The organism is Streptomyces sp. NPDC045846, from assembly GCF_056431605.1.
Genome location: NZ_JBWKKJ010000001.1, coordinates 546,629 through 564,797, shown reverse-complemented (window position 1 = coordinate 564,797; position 18,169 = coordinate 546,629). Strand labels below are relative to the sequence as shown.

14 protein-coding genes and 2 pseudogenes are annotated in these 18,169 nt (G+C 71.6%); 7 read left to right on the top strand and 9 right to left on the bottom strand.

The features are described 5' to 3' along the window. Positions 1-33: 33 nt before the first annotated feature. On the top strand, positions 34-1,821 hold the full coding sequence (locus AC07F3_RS02475) for a hydroxysqualene dehydroxylase (RefSeq protein ID WP_479109663.1): 1,788 nt from the start codon (positions 34-36) through the stop codon (positions 1,819-1,821). Positions 1,822-1,861: 40 nt separating this feature from the next. Here the strand turns inward: AC07F3_RS02475 and AC07F3_RS02470 are convergent, their stop codons facing one another. The 3 genes from AC07F3_RS02470 to AC07F3_RS02460 all read right to left on the bottom strand — a co-directional run bounded on the left by AC07F3_RS02470 (position 1,862) and on the right by AC07F3_RS02460 (position 3,895). Further along, on the bottom strand, positions 1,862-2,668 hold the full coding sequence (locus AC07F3_RS02470) for an SAM-dependent methyltransferase (RefSeq protein ID WP_479109661.1): 807 nt from the start codon (positions 2,666-2,668) through the stop codon (positions 1,862-1,864). Positions 2,669-2,767: 99 nt separating this feature from the next. Beyond that, positions 2,768-3,034, bottom strand: coding sequence for a DUF397 domain-containing protein (locus AC07F3_RS02465; protein WP_114036430.1), 267 nt, complete (start codon positions 3,032-3,034; stop codon positions 2,768-2,770). Continuing rightward, positions 3,035-3,895 carry a helix-turn-helix domain-containing protein gene (locus AC07F3_RS02460; protein WP_479109659.1) on the bottom strand — a complete coding sequence of 287 codons (861 nt, stop codon included), beginning with the start codon at positions 3,893-3,895 and terminating at the stop codon, positions 3,035-3,037. Positions 3,896-4,101: 206 nt separating this feature from the next. On the opposite strand from AC07F3_RS02460, the gene AC07F3_RS02455 reads away from it, so the two are divergent. The 3 genes from AC07F3_RS02455 (at position 4,102) to AC07F3_RS02445 (ending at position 6,080) form a co-directional block, all read left to right on the top strand. Then, positions 4,102-4,572: an ATP-binding protein gene (locus tag AC07F3_RS02455; protein ID WP_479109657.1), complete on the top strand. Its 471-nt coding sequence runs from the start codon at positions 4,102-4,104 to the stop codon at positions 4,570-4,572. Between the two features lie 86 nt (positions 4,573-4,658). Then, positions 4,659-5,051 (top strand): hypothetical protein, encoded by a 393-nt coding sequence (locus AC07F3_RS02450; RefSeq protein ID WP_479109656.1) that lies wholly within the window; start codon positions 4,659-4,661, stop codon positions 5,049-5,051. A 249-nt stretch (positions 5,052-5,300) separates the two neighbouring features. Continuing rightward, entirely contained in the window at positions 5,301-6,080 is a 780-nt protein-coding gene (locus AC07F3_RS02445) for an SDR family NAD(P)-dependent oxidoreductase (RefSeq protein ID WP_479109654.1), read from the top strand. Positions 6,081-6,150: 70 nt separating this feature from the next. On the opposite strand, the gene AC07F3_RS02440 is transcribed toward AC07F3_RS02445, so the two are convergent. From AC07F3_RS02440 to AC07F3_RS02420, 5 genes and pseudogenes are all read right to left on the bottom strand, one after another. Then, the gene (locus AC07F3_RS02440; protein WP_479109652.1) at positions 6,151-7,065 is read right to left on the bottom strand and encodes a LysR family transcriptional regulator; all 915 of its coding nucleotides are present in this window, start codon (positions 7,063-7,065) and stop codon (positions 6,151-6,153) included. A 110-nt stretch (positions 7,066-7,175) separates the two neighbouring features. Beyond that, a complete protein-coding gene (locus AC07F3_RS02435; RefSeq protein WP_479109650.1) occupies positions 7,176-8,357 on the bottom strand; it encodes a glycine C-acetyltransferase in 1,182 nt (393 codons plus the stop codon). A 50-nt stretch (positions 8,358-8,407) separates the two neighbouring features. After that, on the bottom strand, positions 8,408-9,436 hold the full coding sequence (gene tdh, locus AC07F3_RS02430) for an L-threonine 3-dehydrogenase (protein ID WP_479109648.1): 1,029 nt from the start codon (positions 9,434-9,436) through the stop codon (positions 8,408-8,410). Between the two features lie 683 nt (positions 9,437-10,119). Continuing rightward, on the bottom strand, positions 10,120-12,639 hold the full coding sequence (locus AC07F3_RS02425; RefSeq protein WP_479110584.1) for an ATP-binding protein: 2,520 nt from the start codon (positions 12,637-12,639) through the stop codon (positions 10,120-10,122). A gap of 741 nt (positions 12,640-13,380) precedes the next feature. Further along, positions 13,381-13,911: pseudogene (locus AC07F3_RS02420) on the bottom strand (AfsR/SARP family transcriptional regulator); the annotation flags it as partial. 406 nt (positions 13,912-14,317) lie between these two features. Between AC07F3_RS02420 and AC07F3_RS02415 the strand changes: the two are divergent. Next, positions 14,318-14,896, top strand: a complete 579-nt coding sequence (locus AC07F3_RS02415) for a hypothetical protein (protein ID WP_479109646.1) — start codon at positions 14,318-14,320, stop codon at positions 14,894-14,896. A 22-nt stretch (positions 14,897-14,918) separates the two neighbouring features. Further along, positions 14,919-16,166, top strand: a complete 1,248-nt coding sequence (locus AC07F3_RS02410) for a hypothetical protein (RefSeq protein ID WP_479109644.1) — start codon at positions 14,919-14,921, stop codon at positions 16,164-16,166. A 13-nt stretch (positions 16,167-16,179) separates the two neighbouring features. On the opposite strand, the gene AC07F3_RS02405 is transcribed toward AC07F3_RS02410, so the two are convergent. Further along, entirely contained in the window at positions 16,180-17,196 is a 1,017-nt protein-coding gene (locus AC07F3_RS02405; protein ID WP_479109642.1) for an alpha/beta hydrolase family protein, read from the bottom strand. A gap of 127 nt (positions 17,197-17,323) precedes the next feature. Here AC07F3_RS02405 and AC07F3_RS02400 point away from each other — a divergent pair. Then, positions 17,324-17,882 (top strand): annotated as a pseudogene (locus AC07F3_RS02400) (TetR/AcrR family transcriptional regulator). Positions 17,883-18,169 lie beyond the last annotated feature (287 nt).

Genomic DNA, 18,169 nt, shown 5'->3' with positions numbered 1-18,169 from the left:
ACGTGACCGTTACCACCGGTAATAGGGGGCACTGTGGCACGCACGGGCAGTACGAGACGGACTTTTGTCGCCGCTACGGCGGCGGCGGGCGCGGTGGCCGCCCTCGGGGTCGAGGCGCCCACCGCCTCGGCGGCCACCAACGCCGCGTCGGCGGGCACCGCGGCGGGCGGTCAGAGCGTCGCCGTGCTCGGCGGCGGGGTGGCCGGACTGACGGCCGCCCACGAGCTGGCCGAGCGCGGCTTGCGGGTGACGCTCTTCGAGCGCCGGGCGCTCGGCGGCAAGGCCCGCTCCATGGACGTGCCGGACAGCGCGAAGGGCGGCCGCCGGCCACTGCCCGCCGAGCACGGCTTCCGCTTCATCCCCGGCATCTACCACAACCTGCCGGACACGCTGCGACGGATCCCGTTCCCCGGCAACGCGCACGGCGTCTGGGACAACCTGGTGGCGCCCAAGGAGATGATGTTCGCGCGGACCGGCCAGGAAGACCTGCGCCTGCCCATGCCGGGGGCCGGCACGCCCCAGCCCCTCACCCTCGACGACATCCGCCGCGCCCTGACCGGGTTGCTCGGCACCTTCCAGCGGCTGCCCGCGCGCGAAGCCGCGTACTTCGTGGACCGGCTCGCGGTCTTCCTCACCAGCTGCCAGGAGCGCCGGGACAGCCAGTGGGAGTCCACGCCCTGGTGGACGTTCACCCGGGCCGCGCAGATGAGTTACGACTACCAGCGCATCCTCGCCGTCGGCGTCACCCGGAACATCGTGGCGACCAAGGCGGAGGAGGCCAGCACCCGCACGGTGGGCAGCCTGCTCGAAGCCTTCGTGTTCAACGCGCTCGGCCGGGGCGCGGACGGCCCTCTCGACCGCATCCTCAACGCGCCGACCAACGAGGCGTGGATCGACCCGTGGGTCGCTCACCTCCGCACGCTCGGCGTGGAGTTCAAAGTGGGCTGGACGGTACGCGAAGTCACCTACGACGGCGGGCGGGTGACGGGCGTTCAGGTCGAGGACGACGGCGCCACCGTGCGGACCGTCACGGCCGACCACTACGTCTGCGCGCTTCCGGTGGAGCACGCCCGGCCCACCTGGAGTGCGGCGATGCGCGCGGCCGACCCGCAGCTGGCGCGCTGCGACCTGCTGCGCACCGACTGGATGACGGGCATCCAGTTCTATCTGACCGAGCGGCCCGACATCGTGCACGGACACCTCGACTGCATCGACTCGCCGTGGTCACTGACCGCCATCGCCCAGGCCGAGCACTGGCCCCGGCACCCCTTCGCCGCCACCTACGGCGACGGGACCGTCGCCGACTGCCTCTCGGTCGACATCTCCGAATGGGACAAGCCCGGGATGCTGTACGGCAAGACCGCCAAGCAGTGCACCCGCGACGAGGTGGCGCGCGAGGTGTGGGCCCAGCTCAAGGCCGCGCTCAACGACACCGGCAAGACCGTCCTCAGCGACTCCAGGCTGCACTCCTGGTTCCTGGACCCGGGCGTCTCCGGCATCGGCACCCCGGACCCGCACAACGAGGACGAGCTGCTGATCCATCCCACGGGGACCTTCCACAACCGGCCCACGGCCGCCACGAGGATCCCCAACTTCTACCTCGCGGGCGACTACGTGGCCGTTCCCATCGACCTGGCCACCATGGAGGGCGCCAACACCTCGGGGCGGCTCGCCGCCAACGCCCTGCTGGACCGGGTGGGTTCGACGGCGCCGCGCTGCACCGTGACGCCGCTGTACAGCGCGCCGGAGCTCGACTTCCTGAAGGCCACCGACCGGCTGCGCCACCGGCTCGGCCTGCCGAACGCGTTCGACCTGGGGTGAGCCCGGGCGGGCGCGGCCGGCTCCGGCCGCGCCCGTCGCCTCACGCCTTGCGGGCCACGCCCGAGTAGACGGGAATGGTCTCGTCGCCCGCGGCCGCCGCCTCGCCGAGCTCCGGGTGCCAGGCGGCGGCGAGCCCCACGCCCGGTTCGACGAGTTCGCGACCGTGGAAGAACCGGGTGACCTCGGCCTTGGTGCGCGGGCGCAGGGTGACGCCGCCCTCCTTGTAGAGCTCCACCGCGCGGGCCGCGCTCTCCGGGTCGAAGTCACCGGTGATCTGGGAGAGGACCAGGTAGCTGCCCGGCGCGAGGACGCCGAGCAGGCGGTCGACGATCCCGTACACATCGTCGTCGTCCCCGATGAAGTGGGTCAGCGCGATCAGTGAGAGCGCGACCGGACGGTCGAAGTCCAGGGTGTCGCGGGCGAGTTCCAGGATGCGGTCGGGTTCGCGGACGTCGGCCTGGATGTACTCGGTGACGCCTTCGGGGGTGGAACGCAGCAGGGCCTCCGCGTGCCGCAGCACGATCGGGTCGTTGTCCGCGTACACGATCCGGGCGTCCGGCGCGGTGCGCTGGGCGACCTGGTGGAGGTTGGGCTCGGTGGGGATGCCGGTGCCGATGTCCAGGAACTGGCGCACGCCCTGCTGGGCGAGCCAGCGGGTGGCGCGGTGCATGAAGGCCCGGTTGACCCGCGCGATGTCCCGGCCGCGCGAGTCGAGGGCGAGCAGTTGCTCGGCGAGCGCCTCGTCGACCGGGTAGTTGTCCTTGCCACCGAGGAACCAGTCGTACACCCGGGCCGGGTGGGGCTTGCTGGTGTCGATGGTCACGGCGGTGCGGTCTTGCCCGGTCATGTGCGCTCCATGGGGGATGAAGGTCAGTGAACAGGGGGATGGATCACGGCGGTCGACGGTGTGGTGCGCGAGGGCGGCCGGTGGATCGGGTCAGCAGGATCAGGTCAGCAGGAAGTCGGCCTTGCCCGACTTCGCGCCCTGGATGAAGGCGGCGATCTCACCGGGGGTGTAGATCAGCGCGGGGCCCTCCGGATCGGCGGACTGGCGCACCGCGACCCTGCCGTCGGCCAGCTTCATCGCCTCGAAGCAGTTGCCGCCGTTGCCGCCGCTCCACGGCTTGTGCCAGCCCTCGGCGCCGAGTTCGGTGGCGGGCATGCCGTTGTAGATGTGCCCGTCCGCCGGCCCGCCGTCGTATATGTGATCCATTCACAGCTCCTTGCGGAGATCCTTGAGGATCTCCTTCGTGCGTTGTGCAGTCGCGGCCTGAGCCGCCATGCGGTCCATGACCTCCAGGTGAGTGGCCACCTCGGGACGCGCGTCGAGGTAGACGGCACCGGTCAGGTACTCGCTGTAGACCATGTCCGGCAGTTCGGGCACGGCGAAGCGGAAGAGGACGAAGGGCCCGTACGTCCCCGGATGGTGCCCGGAGGCGAACTCGGCGAGCTGCACGGTGACGTTGGGCAGCTTCGACGCCTCCAGGAGGCGGTCGATCTGGTCCCGCATCACCTGCAGCGAGCCGACGGGGCGGCGCAGCACCGTCTCGTCCATGACGACCCACAGCCGCGGGGCGTCCTCGCGGGTGAGCAGCGACTGGCGTTCCATGCGCAGCGCCACGTGCCGGTCTATGTCGGCGTGACTGGTCGCGCCGAGCGCGCCGCTGCGCATCACATGGCGCGCGTACTCCTCGGTCTGCAGCAGCCCGGGCACGAAGTGCGGCTCGTACGACCTGATCAGCGAGGCCGCGCCCTCCAGGCTGACGTACATGCTGAACCAGTCGGGCAGGATGTCGTGGAAGCGCTGCCACCAGCCCGGCTTGTTGGCCTCCTCGGCCAGGGCGACGAAACCTTCCGCCTCGGCGTCGCCGATCCCGTACGCCTGCAACAGCAGCACGACGTAGGGGATCTTGAGGGAGACCTCGGCCATCTCCATGCGCCGGATGGTGGCCGGGGCCACCCGCAGCACCTTGGCCGCCTCCTCGCGCCTGAGACCGGCCCGCTCGCGCAGGTCCTGCAGGCGTCGGCCCAGCACGACCTGGCCCACGGTCGGGGCGGACCGGGGTTCACTCACTTCAGACCTCCCCACGCGCTGTTGCGAGCAGTGTGCCATGTCGTTGCAGATAGGAGAACGGCACTCTGCAATTTTCAGAGTGCCCCTTGCCAAGTGTCCGCCGCGGGTACAAGGTAGGTCGGTGAACCAGTTCACACGCGGTGGCCGTACGCAGCCTTGGGGGAGGCGGTGTCCGGTGCCGCTTCCCCACTGTGAGGATTCCGGTCGTGGCTCCTGGTAACGCGCTCATCCCCCAGCTGACAGGCGCATGCTCCGGGACCGCTGTACGGCGGTACGCCTTCGACGTGCCCGCCCGTACCGAATCGGTCTCCCTGGCCCGTCGGCGCAGCAGGGACATGCTGACCGGGTGGGGGCACCACGACGACCTGCACGAGACCGCCGCCCTGGTGATCTCGGAGCTCGTCACCAACGCCGTCGTGCACACCGCCGGCGACCACATACTGTGCGAACTCACCGATCTCCAGCGGGCGTTGCGGATAGCGGTCCGGGATCTGGGCTGCGGCTCCGCGGGGCCGCGCCTGTGCCACTCGGAGGACGACGAGGAGCGCGGACGCGGGCTGCTGCTCGTGGACGCGGTGAGCAGCGCGTGGGGCACGCACGACGCCCCGTACGGGCCCGGCCGGATCGTCTGGGCCGAGCTCGCGCACGGCGGGCCGGGCCAGGCGGGCCGACCGTGACGAGACAGATGCTTCCCTGGGGACCCCGGGCCGGGCGACAGGGCCCGCGACCCGATGGGTCCGGAACCGCCGGGCCCCGTGGCCCCGTGCGCAGTGGGGGTGCGCACGGAGTGCCCGGGCCCGGCGGCTCCGCCGCTCGACCCGGCGGCGGGGTGCCGCTCCCCGCCGTACGGCCCGCCACGCTGGGGCGGGACGCGGTGGGTGTGCCCGCCGCACACGGTTTCAGGCTGCTGTCCCGGCTGCCGCGGTCCGGCTGCGTCTTCGCCTCCGCCGACTGGTGGTGGTGGATCGTGCCGGCGGGCTCGGACCACGATCTGCCCTGGCCCCGGCCGGTGCGCTACGCGCACGGCGCCGTCGTTCCGGACGCCGACCGGCCGCGCCTGATCAACTTCCCCGAGGGTGCGACGCCCTACACCCCGCCGATCCCGCTGTACCTGGTGGTCTGCCAGCTGACCGGCACCGCCCCGGCCTGGGCCTGAGCACGCCCGCCGGGCGCCCGGTCCTGATCCTCACGTTCGCCCGATCCCGCCGTCGCTCCTGACGTACAGTCCGAGCGAAAGGGTGTGCAGACCGACCGGTACCGACCGGTCCCGGACGCCCTCGCTCCTTCAACACGGCTCAGCAGGGCGGGACTTCAGGACTTCGGGCCACTCATGAGCGGTCCCGCACGCGACGGAGCGACACGGGCGTCATGGGCGTCATGGGCGACACGAGGGGAGCGTAGAAGCGTGGGGGAACTGAACGGCAGGACGGCCCTGGTGACGGGCGGCTCGCGCGGCATCGGCCGGGCGATCGCCCTGCGGCTCGCCGCCGAGGGGGCGCTGGTCGCGGTCCACTACGGCGGCAACGACGAAGCCGCCGCGGAGACCGTGAGGCTGATCGAGAAGGCCGACGGGCGGGCGTTCGCGGTGCGGGCCGCGTTCGGCGAGAGCGGGGCGGTCGACCGGTTGGTCGAGGGGCTGACCGCCGGGCTCGCGGAGCGCGGCGGTCAGGGCCTGGACATCCTGGTCAACAACGCGGGCATCCACTCGGTCACTCCGATCGGGCAGCTCACGGAGGAGGAGTTCGCCCGCCTGCTGGCCGTCAACGTGAGCACACCGGTCTTCGTGATCCAACGCCTGCTGCCGCTGCTCCGGGACGGCGGACGGGTCATCAACGTGGGCTCCGCCGCCACCCGGATCGCGAACCCCCTCCAGATCGGCTACACCGTCACGAAGGCGGCACTGGCTGCGCTCGGCCCGTCGCTCGCCAACGAGCTGGGCCGACGCGGGATCACCGTGAACACGGTCGAACCCGGGGTGGTGCGGACCGACATGACCGCCGGGTGGACCGGCGTTCCCGAGGCGATGGCCGGGCTGGCGTCGATCACCGCGCTCGGGCGGATCGGCGAGCCGGAGGACGTGGCGGACGTGGTGGGCTTCCTCGCCGGTCCGCAGGGCCGCTGGGTGACCGGCCAGGCCATCGACGTGTCCGGCGGCACCTACCTCGGCCCGATCACCCCCGGCTGATCCGCCGCCCGCGCCGGGGGCCGGACGGGCCGGAGCGGGACTTCGGCCCTGCTCCTCGCCCAGTCCTCGCCTAGTCGGGCGGCAAGCCCCGCGCCGCCTCGGCGAGCGCCTCCAGGACCGGCCGGAACAGCGGATGCCCCTCGGCCCCCCGGCGCACCGCGGCGAACACCCGCCGGGTCGCCGCCGGGCCCTCGACGGGGCGCACCACCGTGTCCTCGCGTTCCATGCCGCGCAGCGCGGAGCGCGGCACGAGCGCCACCCCGCTCCCGGCCCCGGCCAGCGCCACCACCGCCCGGAAGTCGTCGGAGGAGTGCACCAACTTGGGCTGGAATCCGGCGAGTTCACAGGCGAGCAGCATCACGTCGTGGCACGGGTTGCCCGGGTAGGGGCCGATCCAGTCGTCGTCGGCGAGCGCCGAGAGCGGTACGTGCGGCTCCCCGGCGAGGGGGTGCGCGGCATGCAGGACGGCGTCGAAGGGCTCGGCGTACAACGGGACGCGCGACAGCCTGCTGTCGTCCTCGCGGGGCGCGCCCCGGTACTCGACGGCGAGCGCGAGATCCGCCTCGCCGTCCAGGACCAGCGGCAGCGCCTCGTCGCCCTCGGCGTCCCGCACCCGGACCCGGATCGCGGGGTGGGTCGCGCGCAGCCGCACGATCGCGGGCGCCAGGACCTCCGCGATGCCCGTCGCGAAGGCGGCCACGGTGACCTCTCCGGCCGCGCCGCCCGCGTAGGCGGCCAGCTCCGCCTCGGCCCGCTCCAGCTGGGACAGGACCGCGTTGGCGTGCGCCAGGAGGATCTCCCCCGCGGCGGTGAGCCGCACGCCCTTGCCGCTGCGGGTGAGCAGGGTGTGCCCGGTCTCCTGTTCCAGGGCGGCGAGCTGCTGGGAGACGGCGGAGGGCGTCAGATACAGCGCTGCTGCCGCGGCGGTCACCGTACGGTGGTCCGCCGCGGCGCGCAGGATGCGGAGCCGGCGGGGGTCGATCACCCAGCCATTGTCCCGCGCTCCGGCCCGCCACCGGCACGGGCGCCGTCGGTCGCCCCCCGGGGCCTTCGACGGCTGTCCGGCGGCCGTCAGGCTCGCGTGGCCGTGGCGCGTCAGCCCTTCATCGACGCCCGGGCGTCGACGAACGCGGCCACCGTCTTCTCGATGTCCTGCGTGGAGTGCGCGGCCGAGAGCTGTACGCGGATGCGGGCCGCGCCCATGGGGACGACCGGGTAGGAGAAGCCGATCACGTAGACGCCGCGCTCCAGGAGCAGCTCGGCCATGCGGGCCGCCTCGGCCGCGTCGCCGATCATGACGGGCGCGATGGGGTGCTCGCCGGGCAGGATCTCGAAGCCCGCCTCCGTCATCCTCGTACGGAAGAGCGTGGTGTTGGCCGCGAGCTTCTCGCGCAGGTCACCGGCCGATTCCAGGAGGTCGAGGACCTTGAGGGAGGCGGCGGCGATGACCGGGGCGAGCGAGTTCGAGAACAGGTAGGGGCGCGAGCGCTGGCGCAGCAGGGCGACGATCTCGGCGCGGGCCGCGACATAGCCGCCGGACGCGCCGCCGAGGGCCTTGCCGAGGGTTCCGGTGATGATGTCGACGCGGTCGCTGACGCCGTGCAGGGCGGGGGTGCCCGCGCCGCCGGGGCCGGTGAAGCCGACGGCGTGCGAGTCGTCGACCATGACCATGGCGTCGTAGCGGTCGGCGAGGTCGCAGATCTCCTGGAGCGGCGCGATGTAGCCGTCCATGGAGAACACGCCGTCGGTGACGATCAGACGGCGGCGCGCGCCGGACGCCTCCTTGAGCTTGGCCTCCAGGTCGGCCATGTCGCGGTTGGCGTAGCGGAAGCGGGCCGCCTTGGACAGACGGATGCCGTCGATGATCGAGGCGTGGTTGAGGGCGTCGGAGATGACCGCGTCCTCGGCGTCAAGCAGCGTCTCGAAGACGCCGCCGTTGGCGTCGAAGCAGGAGGAGTAGAGGATCGTGTCCTCCTGGCCCAGGAACGCCGACAGGCGGCCCTCAAGCTCCTTGTGGACGTCCTGGGTGCCGCAGATGAAGCGGACCGAGGCCATGCCGTAGCCCCAGCGGTCCAGGGCGTCCTTGGCGGCGGCAATCACCTCGGGGTGGTCGGCGAGGCCGAGGTAGTTGTTGGCGCAGAAGTTGAGGACGTCACCGGAGGGCACGGAGACGGAGGCGCTCTGCGGGGTGGAGATCACGCGCTCGGGCTTGAACAGCCCGGCTTCCTTGATCTCGTCGAGGGTCTTCTGAAGGTCGTCGCGGACGTTCGCGTACATGCGGGGTGCTCCTAAGGCGGGCGGGGTCGAGGGGGCCTGCGGGGAGGGGCTCAGACCGTCCAGTCGAGGATGATCTTGCCGCTGCGGGCGGTGGCGGCCTCGTCGAAGGCGGCGTCGAAGTCCTGGAAGCCGTACTTGCCGGTGATCACCGGGCTGAGGTCGAGACCGCCTTCGAGCAGCACCGTCATGGCGTACCAGGTCTCGAACATCTCGCGGCCGTAGATGCCCTTGATGGTGATCATCGAGGTGACGATCTTCGCCCAGTCCACGGCGAACTCCTGCGCGGGCAGGCCGAGCATCGCGATGCGGCCGCCGTGCGTCATGTTCGCGACCATGTCGCGCATGGCCTCGGGGCGCCCGGACATCTCCAGGCCGATGTCGAAGCCCTCCTTGAGGCCGAGCTGACGCTGGGCGTGCGCGATGTCGTGCTCGGCGACGTTCAGCGCGAGGGTGGCCCCGGCCTTGCGGGCGATGTCGAGCCGCGACTCGCTGACGTCCGTGATGACGACGTTGCGGGCACCCGCGTGCTTGGCGACGGCCGCGGCCATGATGCCGATGGGGCCCGCGCCGGTGATCAGCACGTCCTCGCCGACCAGCGGGAACGACAGCGCGGTGTGCACGGCGTTGCCGAACGGGTCGAAGATCGCGGCGACGTCCAGGTCGACCTGCGTGCGGTGCACCCACACGTTGGAGGCGGGCAGCGCCACGTACTCGGCGAACGCGCCGTTGCGGCCGACCCCGAGTCCGATGGTCGAGCGGCACAGGTGACGGCGCCCGGCCAGACAGTTGCGGCACTTCCCGCACACCAGGTGACCCTCGCCGCTGACCAGGTCGCCGACCGCGATGTCCTGGACGTCCGCCCCGACCGCGGCGACCTCGCCGACGAACTCGTGGCCCAGGATCAGCGGCGTCTCGACGGCGCCCTGCGCCCAGCCGTCCCAGGAGCGGATGTGCAGGTCCGTGCCGCAGATGCCGGTGCGCAGCACCTTGATCAGCACATCGCCCGGCCCGGTCTCCGGCTCGGGAACGTCCATGAGCCACAGTCCGGGTTCGGCGTGCTGCTTGACAAGTGCCTTCATGGGCGGAGCTCCCGGCGTACGGAGAGGGGCGTACGGCCACGGATCGGCGGCCGGACGTACGGGCGGACATGCATACGGGCTCGGATCGGGCGGATCCGGCGGCACGGGAGACCTCGCCGATCCCACTGATCCGCCTGAGATCCGCCTGATCTGTTCGATCCGCCCGATGCGGCCGGTCCGGCCGATCTTGCTGATCACCAATCTGCCGAGCCCGGGCCGCCGAGTCCATCGAGGATTTCTTAAGCGGCCCAACAGCCGAGCTTCACGCGCGCCCCTCACGCCCCCACCCGCGCACCCCTTCGGAGGGCCCTGCGCCGGGCCGTCCCGGCTCTCCGCCGGTGCCGGGTGGTGGCGCCTGGGAGGGCGGGCGCGGTCTTCACGCCGGGGCACGGACGACCAGCCGGATGGAGCAGTCGGCTGGAGCAGTCGGCCCGGGTAGGCCGGGCGGATTTCGTTGGTTCGGGATGGTTATGGGTGGTTCGTGACCCGTAGCGATGGAGGGGCGGGGGCTTGGCTTCCTGGCCGCATTCTTCAGGGCGGCGGAGGTGAGTGGGTGGGTGGGTGGTGAGCGGGCTCCTGCGATCTCGGGGTGCGGAGGTTGGCGCGGGCGCCTGACTCGGGAAAGGGTCCGCGCCCCGCCTCGGAGGCTTCACACCTGGGCCGCGGGTCCGGCCCCAGGACCTTCACACCAGGGCCGCGGCTTCCTGCACATCGAGGCGTGCGCCTTCGGCGTAGGCGTGTTCGTACGCCTCCGGGCCGAGGGCGGCGCGCAGCGCAGCTTCTGCCCGGCGCCGGGTCTCGGGTTCGACGCCGGGCGGGCGGAACCCGAAACTCCCGTATCCGGTCGAGTTCCGGTCGTACGCCCCGAGCAGCCGGGCGCCGTCCAGCGCGTCCCCGGCATGAGCCTTCGCCCAGGCAAAGGAGAGGAATTGACTGAGGATCACATGGGGAGCGACCAGATAGGCCTGACTCTCCAAGTGGCGCACCGCTTCCCGGATCCTGCGCTGGGCATCCTCGTACCTTCCGGCCAGACAGTCGAGCCAGCCGTCCAACCCGGCGACGAATCCCCGGAAGAGCTCGGGTGTCCGGGGGCTGAACTCCGCCTCCATCGAACGGAGTTGTTCCCGAGCACCGTCGATCCGCCCGGTGCGCCCATAGTGCTGGGCGAGAAGCATCCGGGCGGTACCGATGTCCTCCCCGGGGAAGTGCCGCGACTCCTCGACGGCCTCCACGAGCAGACCTTCCGCCGCTTCACGCTCGCCCGGGGTGCGCGCCGTCTCCAGACGCACGGCCGCCAACCTGCCCTTGAACTCCGGGACTTGGGCATGCGCACCGATCCGGGCGACCCCTTCGAGCGCCCGCTCGAAATCCGCTGCGGCCTCCTCGTACCGCTCCTCCCGCGCGTACGACTCACCCCGCGCCGAGAGGGACTCGGCGACGCCCCACGGGTCGCCGATGCGCTCGAAGAGCACGAGCGCGTCGGCGGCATCGGAACCCCCGGCCAGTTTCGCGCGGAGCAGGAGGGTGAAGGCGAGGTCCCAGGGATCACCATGCCGCCTGGCGTCCGCGACCATCTCGTCGACCACCCGGTCGAATCCGGTGAACTCGCCGGTGAGGAGCCGGGCGAAGTACCAGACCGAGCCGGGCTGGCGACTGTTCTGCGGCAGGCCGTTCCCGTACGTTGCGACGATCCGGCGCAGATACGCCACGGTCCGGGGGCTGGTGAGCTCCGCGTCGCTGCCACCGCCGGCCGCGAACACCATCAGACGCACCCCGCGCCGGGCCTCCCGGAGCCGCTCCCCCGTCCAGGGCGGCGGACTGTCCGTGCACCGGTCGGCGAGGGCAGCGGCGGATCGCACAGGTTCGGCGAAGGGATCCGGGCCGAGTTCGGCGGCCTCCCCGGCCCAGCCGCGCGCGTCGGCCTGATGCCCCCGCAACTGCCAGAACCAGGCCATGGCGAGGACGAGGCACAGCGCGTCCTGCTCCCGCTTCCGCTCAACTGCCGTACGCAATGCGGCTCTTACGTTGTCGTGCTCGGCTTCGAAGCGCTGGATGACCTCGTGCTGACGCGGACCACGCAGCAGAGGCTCTCCCGTACGGACGAGTTCCCGGTAGGCGACGAGATGCCGCACCTCGACCGCCGCCCGCTCCCCCGCCTCGTCGAGCCGCTGCGCCGCGTACTCCGCGACGGTCTCCAACAACCGGTACCGCATCCCGCCCGCCGCAGCGGGCGCGGCCGTGACGAGCGACTTGTCGACGAGAGAGCCGAGGAGATCGACGACCGGGGTGGCCTCCCACACGGGGGCCGACGGGCGGGGACTGTTCCCGCGGGGGCCCGACCGGCCGGGGACAGCAGGGCCAGGGGCCGGTTCGTCGGGGGCCGCCGTCTCACGGTCCTCGCAGACGGCTTCCGCTTCCGGCAGGGCGAAGCCTCCGGCGAAGACGGCGAGACGCCGCAGCACGGCCTGCTCTTCGGCGTCGAGGAGATCCCAGGACCAGTCGACCACCGCGCGCAGTGTCTGCTGTCTTGGCTGGAGGGTCCTGCCGGTGCGGGGGCCGGTATTGAGCAACCGGAACCTGTCGTCGAGCCGGTCCGCGATCTGCCGCGGCGTGAACAACCGGAGCCGCGCCGCTGCGAGTTCGAGAGCCAGGGGCAACCCGTCCAGACGTTGGCAGATCTCCGCCACCGCGTCGGGATCGTCGTCGGCGCTGAAGCCGGACCGGGCGGCGGCGCCACGCTGGCCGAACAGGTCGAGAGCGCTCTCATGCGGCAGTGGCCCAAGGGCCCTCACCCGCTCGCCCGGCACGCCGAGCGGCTCCCGGCTGGTCGCCAGGACGGTGACCCCCGGGCACGACGTGAGCAAATCCTCGACCAACTCCGCTGCCGCGCCCACGACTTGCTCGCAATTGTCGAGCACGATCAGCATGCGGAGACGCCCACAGTGGGCCATCAGCTGCGCGAGTGGGTCCCTCGTCGTCGTCTCGGCCGGACCCGCAAGCCGCGTCTCGCGGGCACCCAGGGCAGTGAGCACGGCCTCCGGCAGACTCGCCGCATCCCGTACGGGCGCGAGCTCGACCAGCCACACCCCGTCGTCCCATTGCGCCGCGACGGCGTCGGCCGCCTCGACCGCCAGGCGCGTCTTGCCCGCCCCGCCGGGCCCGGTGAGCGTGACCAGCCGGGCCCGGCTCAGGTCCTCATGCACCGCCCGGACTTCGGCCTCCCGCCCGACGAACGAGGTGAGCCGAGCCCGCAAATTGCCCGCCGCCCGGACAGCCGACGCCCCCTGACCAACTTGCCCCTCCTGCCCATCGGCCCCAGGCACAGCCGCAGCTGCCCGGTGCGGGGCCGGGTGGGTGGAGCGAGGCGGAAGGGCGTGGGCGGAGGCTGTACGGGATGTGGCCGGGTGGGGCAGGGGCGTGTGGGACGGGGCCACATAGTCCGGGCTCGTACAGGCCTGGGGCGTGTGGCTGTGGGCCACGTGGCCCGAGCCCGTGTGATCCGAGAGCGTACGGCCGGAGCCCGTGTGGTCCGAGGCTGTGTGGCCGGAGCCCATGTGGTCTGAGGCTGTGTGACCGGAGCCCATGTGGTCTGAGGCTGTGTGGCCGGAGCCGGTGTCATCCAAGGCTGCGCGGCCGACGCCCGTCTGGCTTGTGGGCTCATGGCTCGTGTCCATGTAGGGCGGGGTCGTTCCGTGCAAAGCCTTGTAGGGCGGCGCCGCACCGAACGAACCCGGGTGGTCAGGCCTCGGCGGACCTGAGTGCGGGTGGCCCGTGCCGACCTCGTCCCAACCCACACCGGGCGAATCCCCGCGGCTGGAGCCCCCGGGGCCCGAGCTCTTGGGGCCCGAGCTCTTGAGAGCGCTCTCGACATGCCGCTCGGGATTGAGCAGTTCAGCGTGCAAGGACAGCAGCTCTGGCCCGGGGGTCGTACCGAGGCGCTGGGAGAGCGCTCCCCGTACGGATTCGTACGTGACGAGCGCCTCCGCCGAGCGGCCTGCTGCTCGCAGCGCGCGGATATGGAGGGCCTGGAGCGGTTCGTCGAGCGGAGCCGCGGAAGCGAGTGCGCCCAGCTCGCCGAGAGCGCTCTCGGCATGGCCCAGCTCCACCTCCACCGCCAGCCGGTTTCGACGTGCATCGGCATGGCGCCGCTCGGCTCGCACCACCAGCGGGTCACCGTCGCGCGACGGGAGGTCCGCCAGCGCTGGGCCGCTCCATAGGGCTAGGGCTTCGTCCAAGAGCCCACCGGCCCTGTCCGGATTTCCAGCAGCCAGCGAGGCCGCGCCTTCCGCCGCGAGGCGCTCGAAGCGGAAGAGATCGATCTCGTCGGCATGGGCGGTGAGTCGATAACCGCCCGGAACCGACTCAACAGCGCCTCGCCCGAGCGCCCGACGCAGCCGCCCGACCAGCGCCTGCACCGCCCCGGCCTCGTCGGCGGGCGGCTCGTCCCCCTCGCCCCACACCTGCGCGATCAGCATCGACTGCGGGACCGCACGCCCAGCGCCCGCCGCCAGCGCGGCGAGGAGCGCTCTCAAACGGGCTCCGCCCAGCCGCGCTTCACTGCCGTCAGAGCGCAGTGCCTGCGTCGGTCCGAGTACGCGGTAGCGGAGCATCACCCGGCCATTCTCTCCGGTGGCCGACCCGCAACGTTCAAGCCCCCGGCCCACCCGCCGCCGAGTTCGCCGGGCGCCCGCACGCGACCGCGCTCGGGCCGTCGACGCTCGGCTCCACGCGAAACCGCCGCCCGCGTAGGCCGCGGGCGCAAGCGGGCCCAGTCCAGAGAGCTGCGCAAGGCCGCCACCCACGCGGGAGCCGATCGCCCACTTGGCTATCGTGGCCGCACCACAACGAGGGGATGACGGGCTTGAAGCTGGAGGTGGCGCGGTGACGGAGTCCGTCGGTCGGCGCATACGGGTGCCGGTCGGGGACGACGCCGCGCGCTGGGCGACCCGCGGCCAGTGCCGGCGTGTGCTGTTCGTGGTGCACAACGTGACATCGGCGACCAGGCTCCTCGACGTCCTGCCCCTGTTCCACGACGACCTCCGCATACAGCTCCTGGCCACCTGTACCGGATCCTCGGCCTTCGAGGCCGGAGTGGAGTCGCTGCTGGCCGAGATCGGGGTGCCCGTGCTCCCCTGGGAGCAGGCGCTCGAAACCAAGGTCGACCTGGCGATCACGGCCAGCCTTGGCGGTCAACTCCACTGCATCTCAGGCAAGTTGGCCCTCCTTTCGCACGGCGTCGGCTACAATAAGACGCTCTCCACACCGGACACCGGACACCGGACACCGGACACCGGACACCGGACACCGGACACCGGACACCGGACACCCTTCGCCCGCGGCCCCAGCCTCGGCCTCAGCGGGCGCATCCGCCCGCGATCGAGCCCAGACCGAACCCGAGAGCGCTCTCTCGTCTGCACCGCCACCCGTCTTTGGCCTCTCCCGCGAGTGGCTGCTCCATGAGGGCATACCCGTCGCGGACGCCATGGTCCTCTCGCACCCCGAGCAGTTGGAACGGTTGCGTACGGCGTGCCCCGAGGCTGTCCCCACAGCGACCCTCGCGGGGGACCCTTGCTTCGACCGGATGCTGGCGGCCCGGCCGTACCGAGAGCGCTTCCAGAAGGCGCTCGGGGTGCGCCGGGGCCAGCGCCTGGTGCTGCTGAACTCGACCTGGAACCCCGAGTCGCTGTTCGGTGACGGCGGCGGGGACGACGTACTCCCCTCACTGCTGCCCCGCCTCACCGCCGAGCTGCCCGCCGACGAGTACCGGGTCGCCGCCGTGCTGCATCCCAACATCTGGCACGGGCACGGTCCCGGGCAGATCCGGGCCTGGCTGGACCGGGCGTTGCGCGGCGGCCTCACATTGATCGACCCCTTGCGCGACTGGCGCCAGGCGCTGCTGGCGGCGGACGCCGTCATCGGCGATCACGGTTCCGTCAGCTACTACGCGGCGGCCCTCGGCACCCCCGTTCTGCTCGGCGCCGCGCCGTTGAACGGGCTCGACCCCCGTTCCCCGGTGGCCGAATTCGTACGCAGCGCTCCGCGGTTCGAGCCGCACACGCCTCTGGCCGCTCAGTTGCACGACCTGATGACGAAGCACCAGCCTCTGCCGGGGCCAGCCCGTCTGACCACCTCCTCACCCGGCAAATCGGCGGCCCTCCTGCGCAGCCTCTTCTACCGTTTGATCAATATCCCGGAACCGGCGTGGCCCGCGCTGCTCGAACGACTCCCGCTGCCGCCCTGCCAACGCCCGTCGCTCAACGCCCCGTTGAAGGTGCTCACGCGGGTGAGCACGGAGGCAGCGGATGAGGTTCACGTGGCCCGGTACGCCGACCCCTGGTTCGAGCCGGACAGGGAAGGCGACGCCCACATAGCGGTTCACGAGGACACGCGCGATCCGGGTCAACTCGCCCTGGCTGACGTCCTGTTGCGCGATGGCGCGCCGGACGACCTGCGGTTCGGGTCGCCCGAACTCTGGACACGCGAGGTGCTCGCACGTCACCCGCACAGCGCTCTTGCCGCCTTCATCACGGGCCCGGGCACGTGCACCGTACGGCCACGCAACGGACCGCTCGTGCGCCTCACCGGCGATCCCGCAGGACTCGATCCCGGGGCCGCGGCCTCGGCGCTGTACGCCTGGCTGACAGCGGGCCGGACCGTTGAGAAGGCGGTCGAGGGCGGGCTGATCGTGCGCACGGGAGGTGTCGCGCATCGGGTGGAGGTCACCAAGTGACCTATGGTCGCCCCTACTTGGGGCCGGTGGCGCCCTCCTTGGACTCGATTCGCCCCAGCGGGTCGGACTCGGCCGTCAGGGCCTCCGTCGCCGACTGCCAAGCGTCATCCCCGGGGTAGAGCCGAGAGCGGAGGTAGGCCCAGGTGAGGTGCTGGACCAAGGCCACCCGAGTGGTGTTCTCGTCCGTGGTCTCGGCCACGTCGTAGCCCGAGATGCCGCCCAGCCCGTGCTCCGCGTCGAAGAGGGTGAGCAGGGACTTGGGCCCCGGGGCCAGGACGTACGGGTCGGCGTGCCAGTCCGGGCCGTTCACCGTCATATGGGCGGAGGTGTCCTTGTCGCCCGCGATCACGAGCGTCGGCGTTGCCATCCGGGAGAAGTCGGTGGTGAGGAAGACGGGGAAGTCTTCGGCCACCTGCTCCGTGAGAGCGTCGCCTCCCCGCCCCGGCCCGGCGAGCAGGACGCCCGCCTTGATCCGGGGCTCCGCCAGATCCACCTCCCTACCGTCGTCCGGGTCGGTGAGGCGGGCTCCGAGCAGGAGGCTCGCCGTGTGCCCACCCATCGAATGGCCTGCCACGGCGACCCGGTCGCGGTCCAGACGGCCGCGCACCTGCGGGACTGCGGCCTCGATCGCGTCGAGCCCGTCCAGGATGTGCTTCATGTCCTCGGCACGGGATCGCCAGTACAGCGGCGCGCCCGGGATGCCCGGGTCGAGGGTCAGCGTCCTCGAACTCAGGTGAGTGGGCTGAACGACCACAAACCCGTGCGCTGCCCAGTAATTGGCGAGCGGGGCGTAGCCGTGCAGGGAGGAGAGGTGGTTGGAGAAACCCTGACCATGGGAGAGCAGGATGATCGGCAGCTCGGTTCCGATCACCGGTGCGGAGACCTTCAGTTCCAGGTCGACGGGGCGGCCGGGAACAGGGAGCACGATCGGGCTGACGGACAGTACGGGACTTCCGGAAGCCCCGAGACTTCCGTACTGGGGACGCGAGCTGAAGGTGTCAGCTGCGGGGGTCGATGTCGGTGCACTCATGATGCGCGTTTCCCCTCGATTTACCTTCGACGGCCTTTGGGCAGGCGGTCGGGAGCGTCCGGCTTGAGTTAGGTTTCAAGCGGAGCGTTGTTCCGTTTACTATACGGAGCGCCGTTCCGCCTAGTCAATGACTGCCGGAAGGAGTGCATGGTGTCCGGGACAAGTCCCGCAGGGGGGAGCGCCCCGCGGCAAGCGGGCCGATGCGCTGCACAACCAGCAGACGCTTCTCGACGCGGCCGCCGCCGTCTTCGGCACATCCGGCGTGGACGCGCCGATCCGCGAGATCGCGGCCCGTGCGGGCGTCGGGATGGGCACCATCTATCGCAACTTCCCCACCCGGGCGGACCTCGTCGTCGCGGTCTACCGCCATCAGGGTCGAGGCGTGCGCCGAGGCGGGGCCGAGCCTGCTGGCCGGCAGCGAGTCACCACTCGCGGCACTGCGCCAGTGGGTAGAGCTGTTCGTCGACTTCCTGGTCACGAAGCACGGGCTGGCCAACGCGATGCAGTCGGAAAGCAGCGGGTTCGACGCGCTGCACGCCTACTTCCTCGACCGGTTGGCGCCCGTCTGCGCGGAGTTGCTCGACGCGGCGGTGGAGTCGGGAGACATCAGGCCCGGCACCCACGCCTACGAGTTGATGCGCGGCATCGGGAATCTCTGCATCGGCCGCGACAGCGACCCCCGCTAGGACCCCCGCAGGCTGGTCGCCCTCCTGCTTCAGGGGCTGGAGCAGCCACGGTCCGTACCGTCGGACTGAGAGCGCTCTCACGAGACGGTCAGACCGCCGCAGCCGCATGACCGATCCCAGTACCGGTGCTGGTGCTGGTGCTGGTGCTGGTGCTGGTGCTGGTGCCTGCACCGATACCAGCACCAGGCTGAGGGGCTGCCCCACTCGCGCAACCGAACCCCCGCACCAGAACGGAACGATCCCAGCAACCGGAGTCTCAGACCTGGGCTGGGCCCGCTTCACTCCGC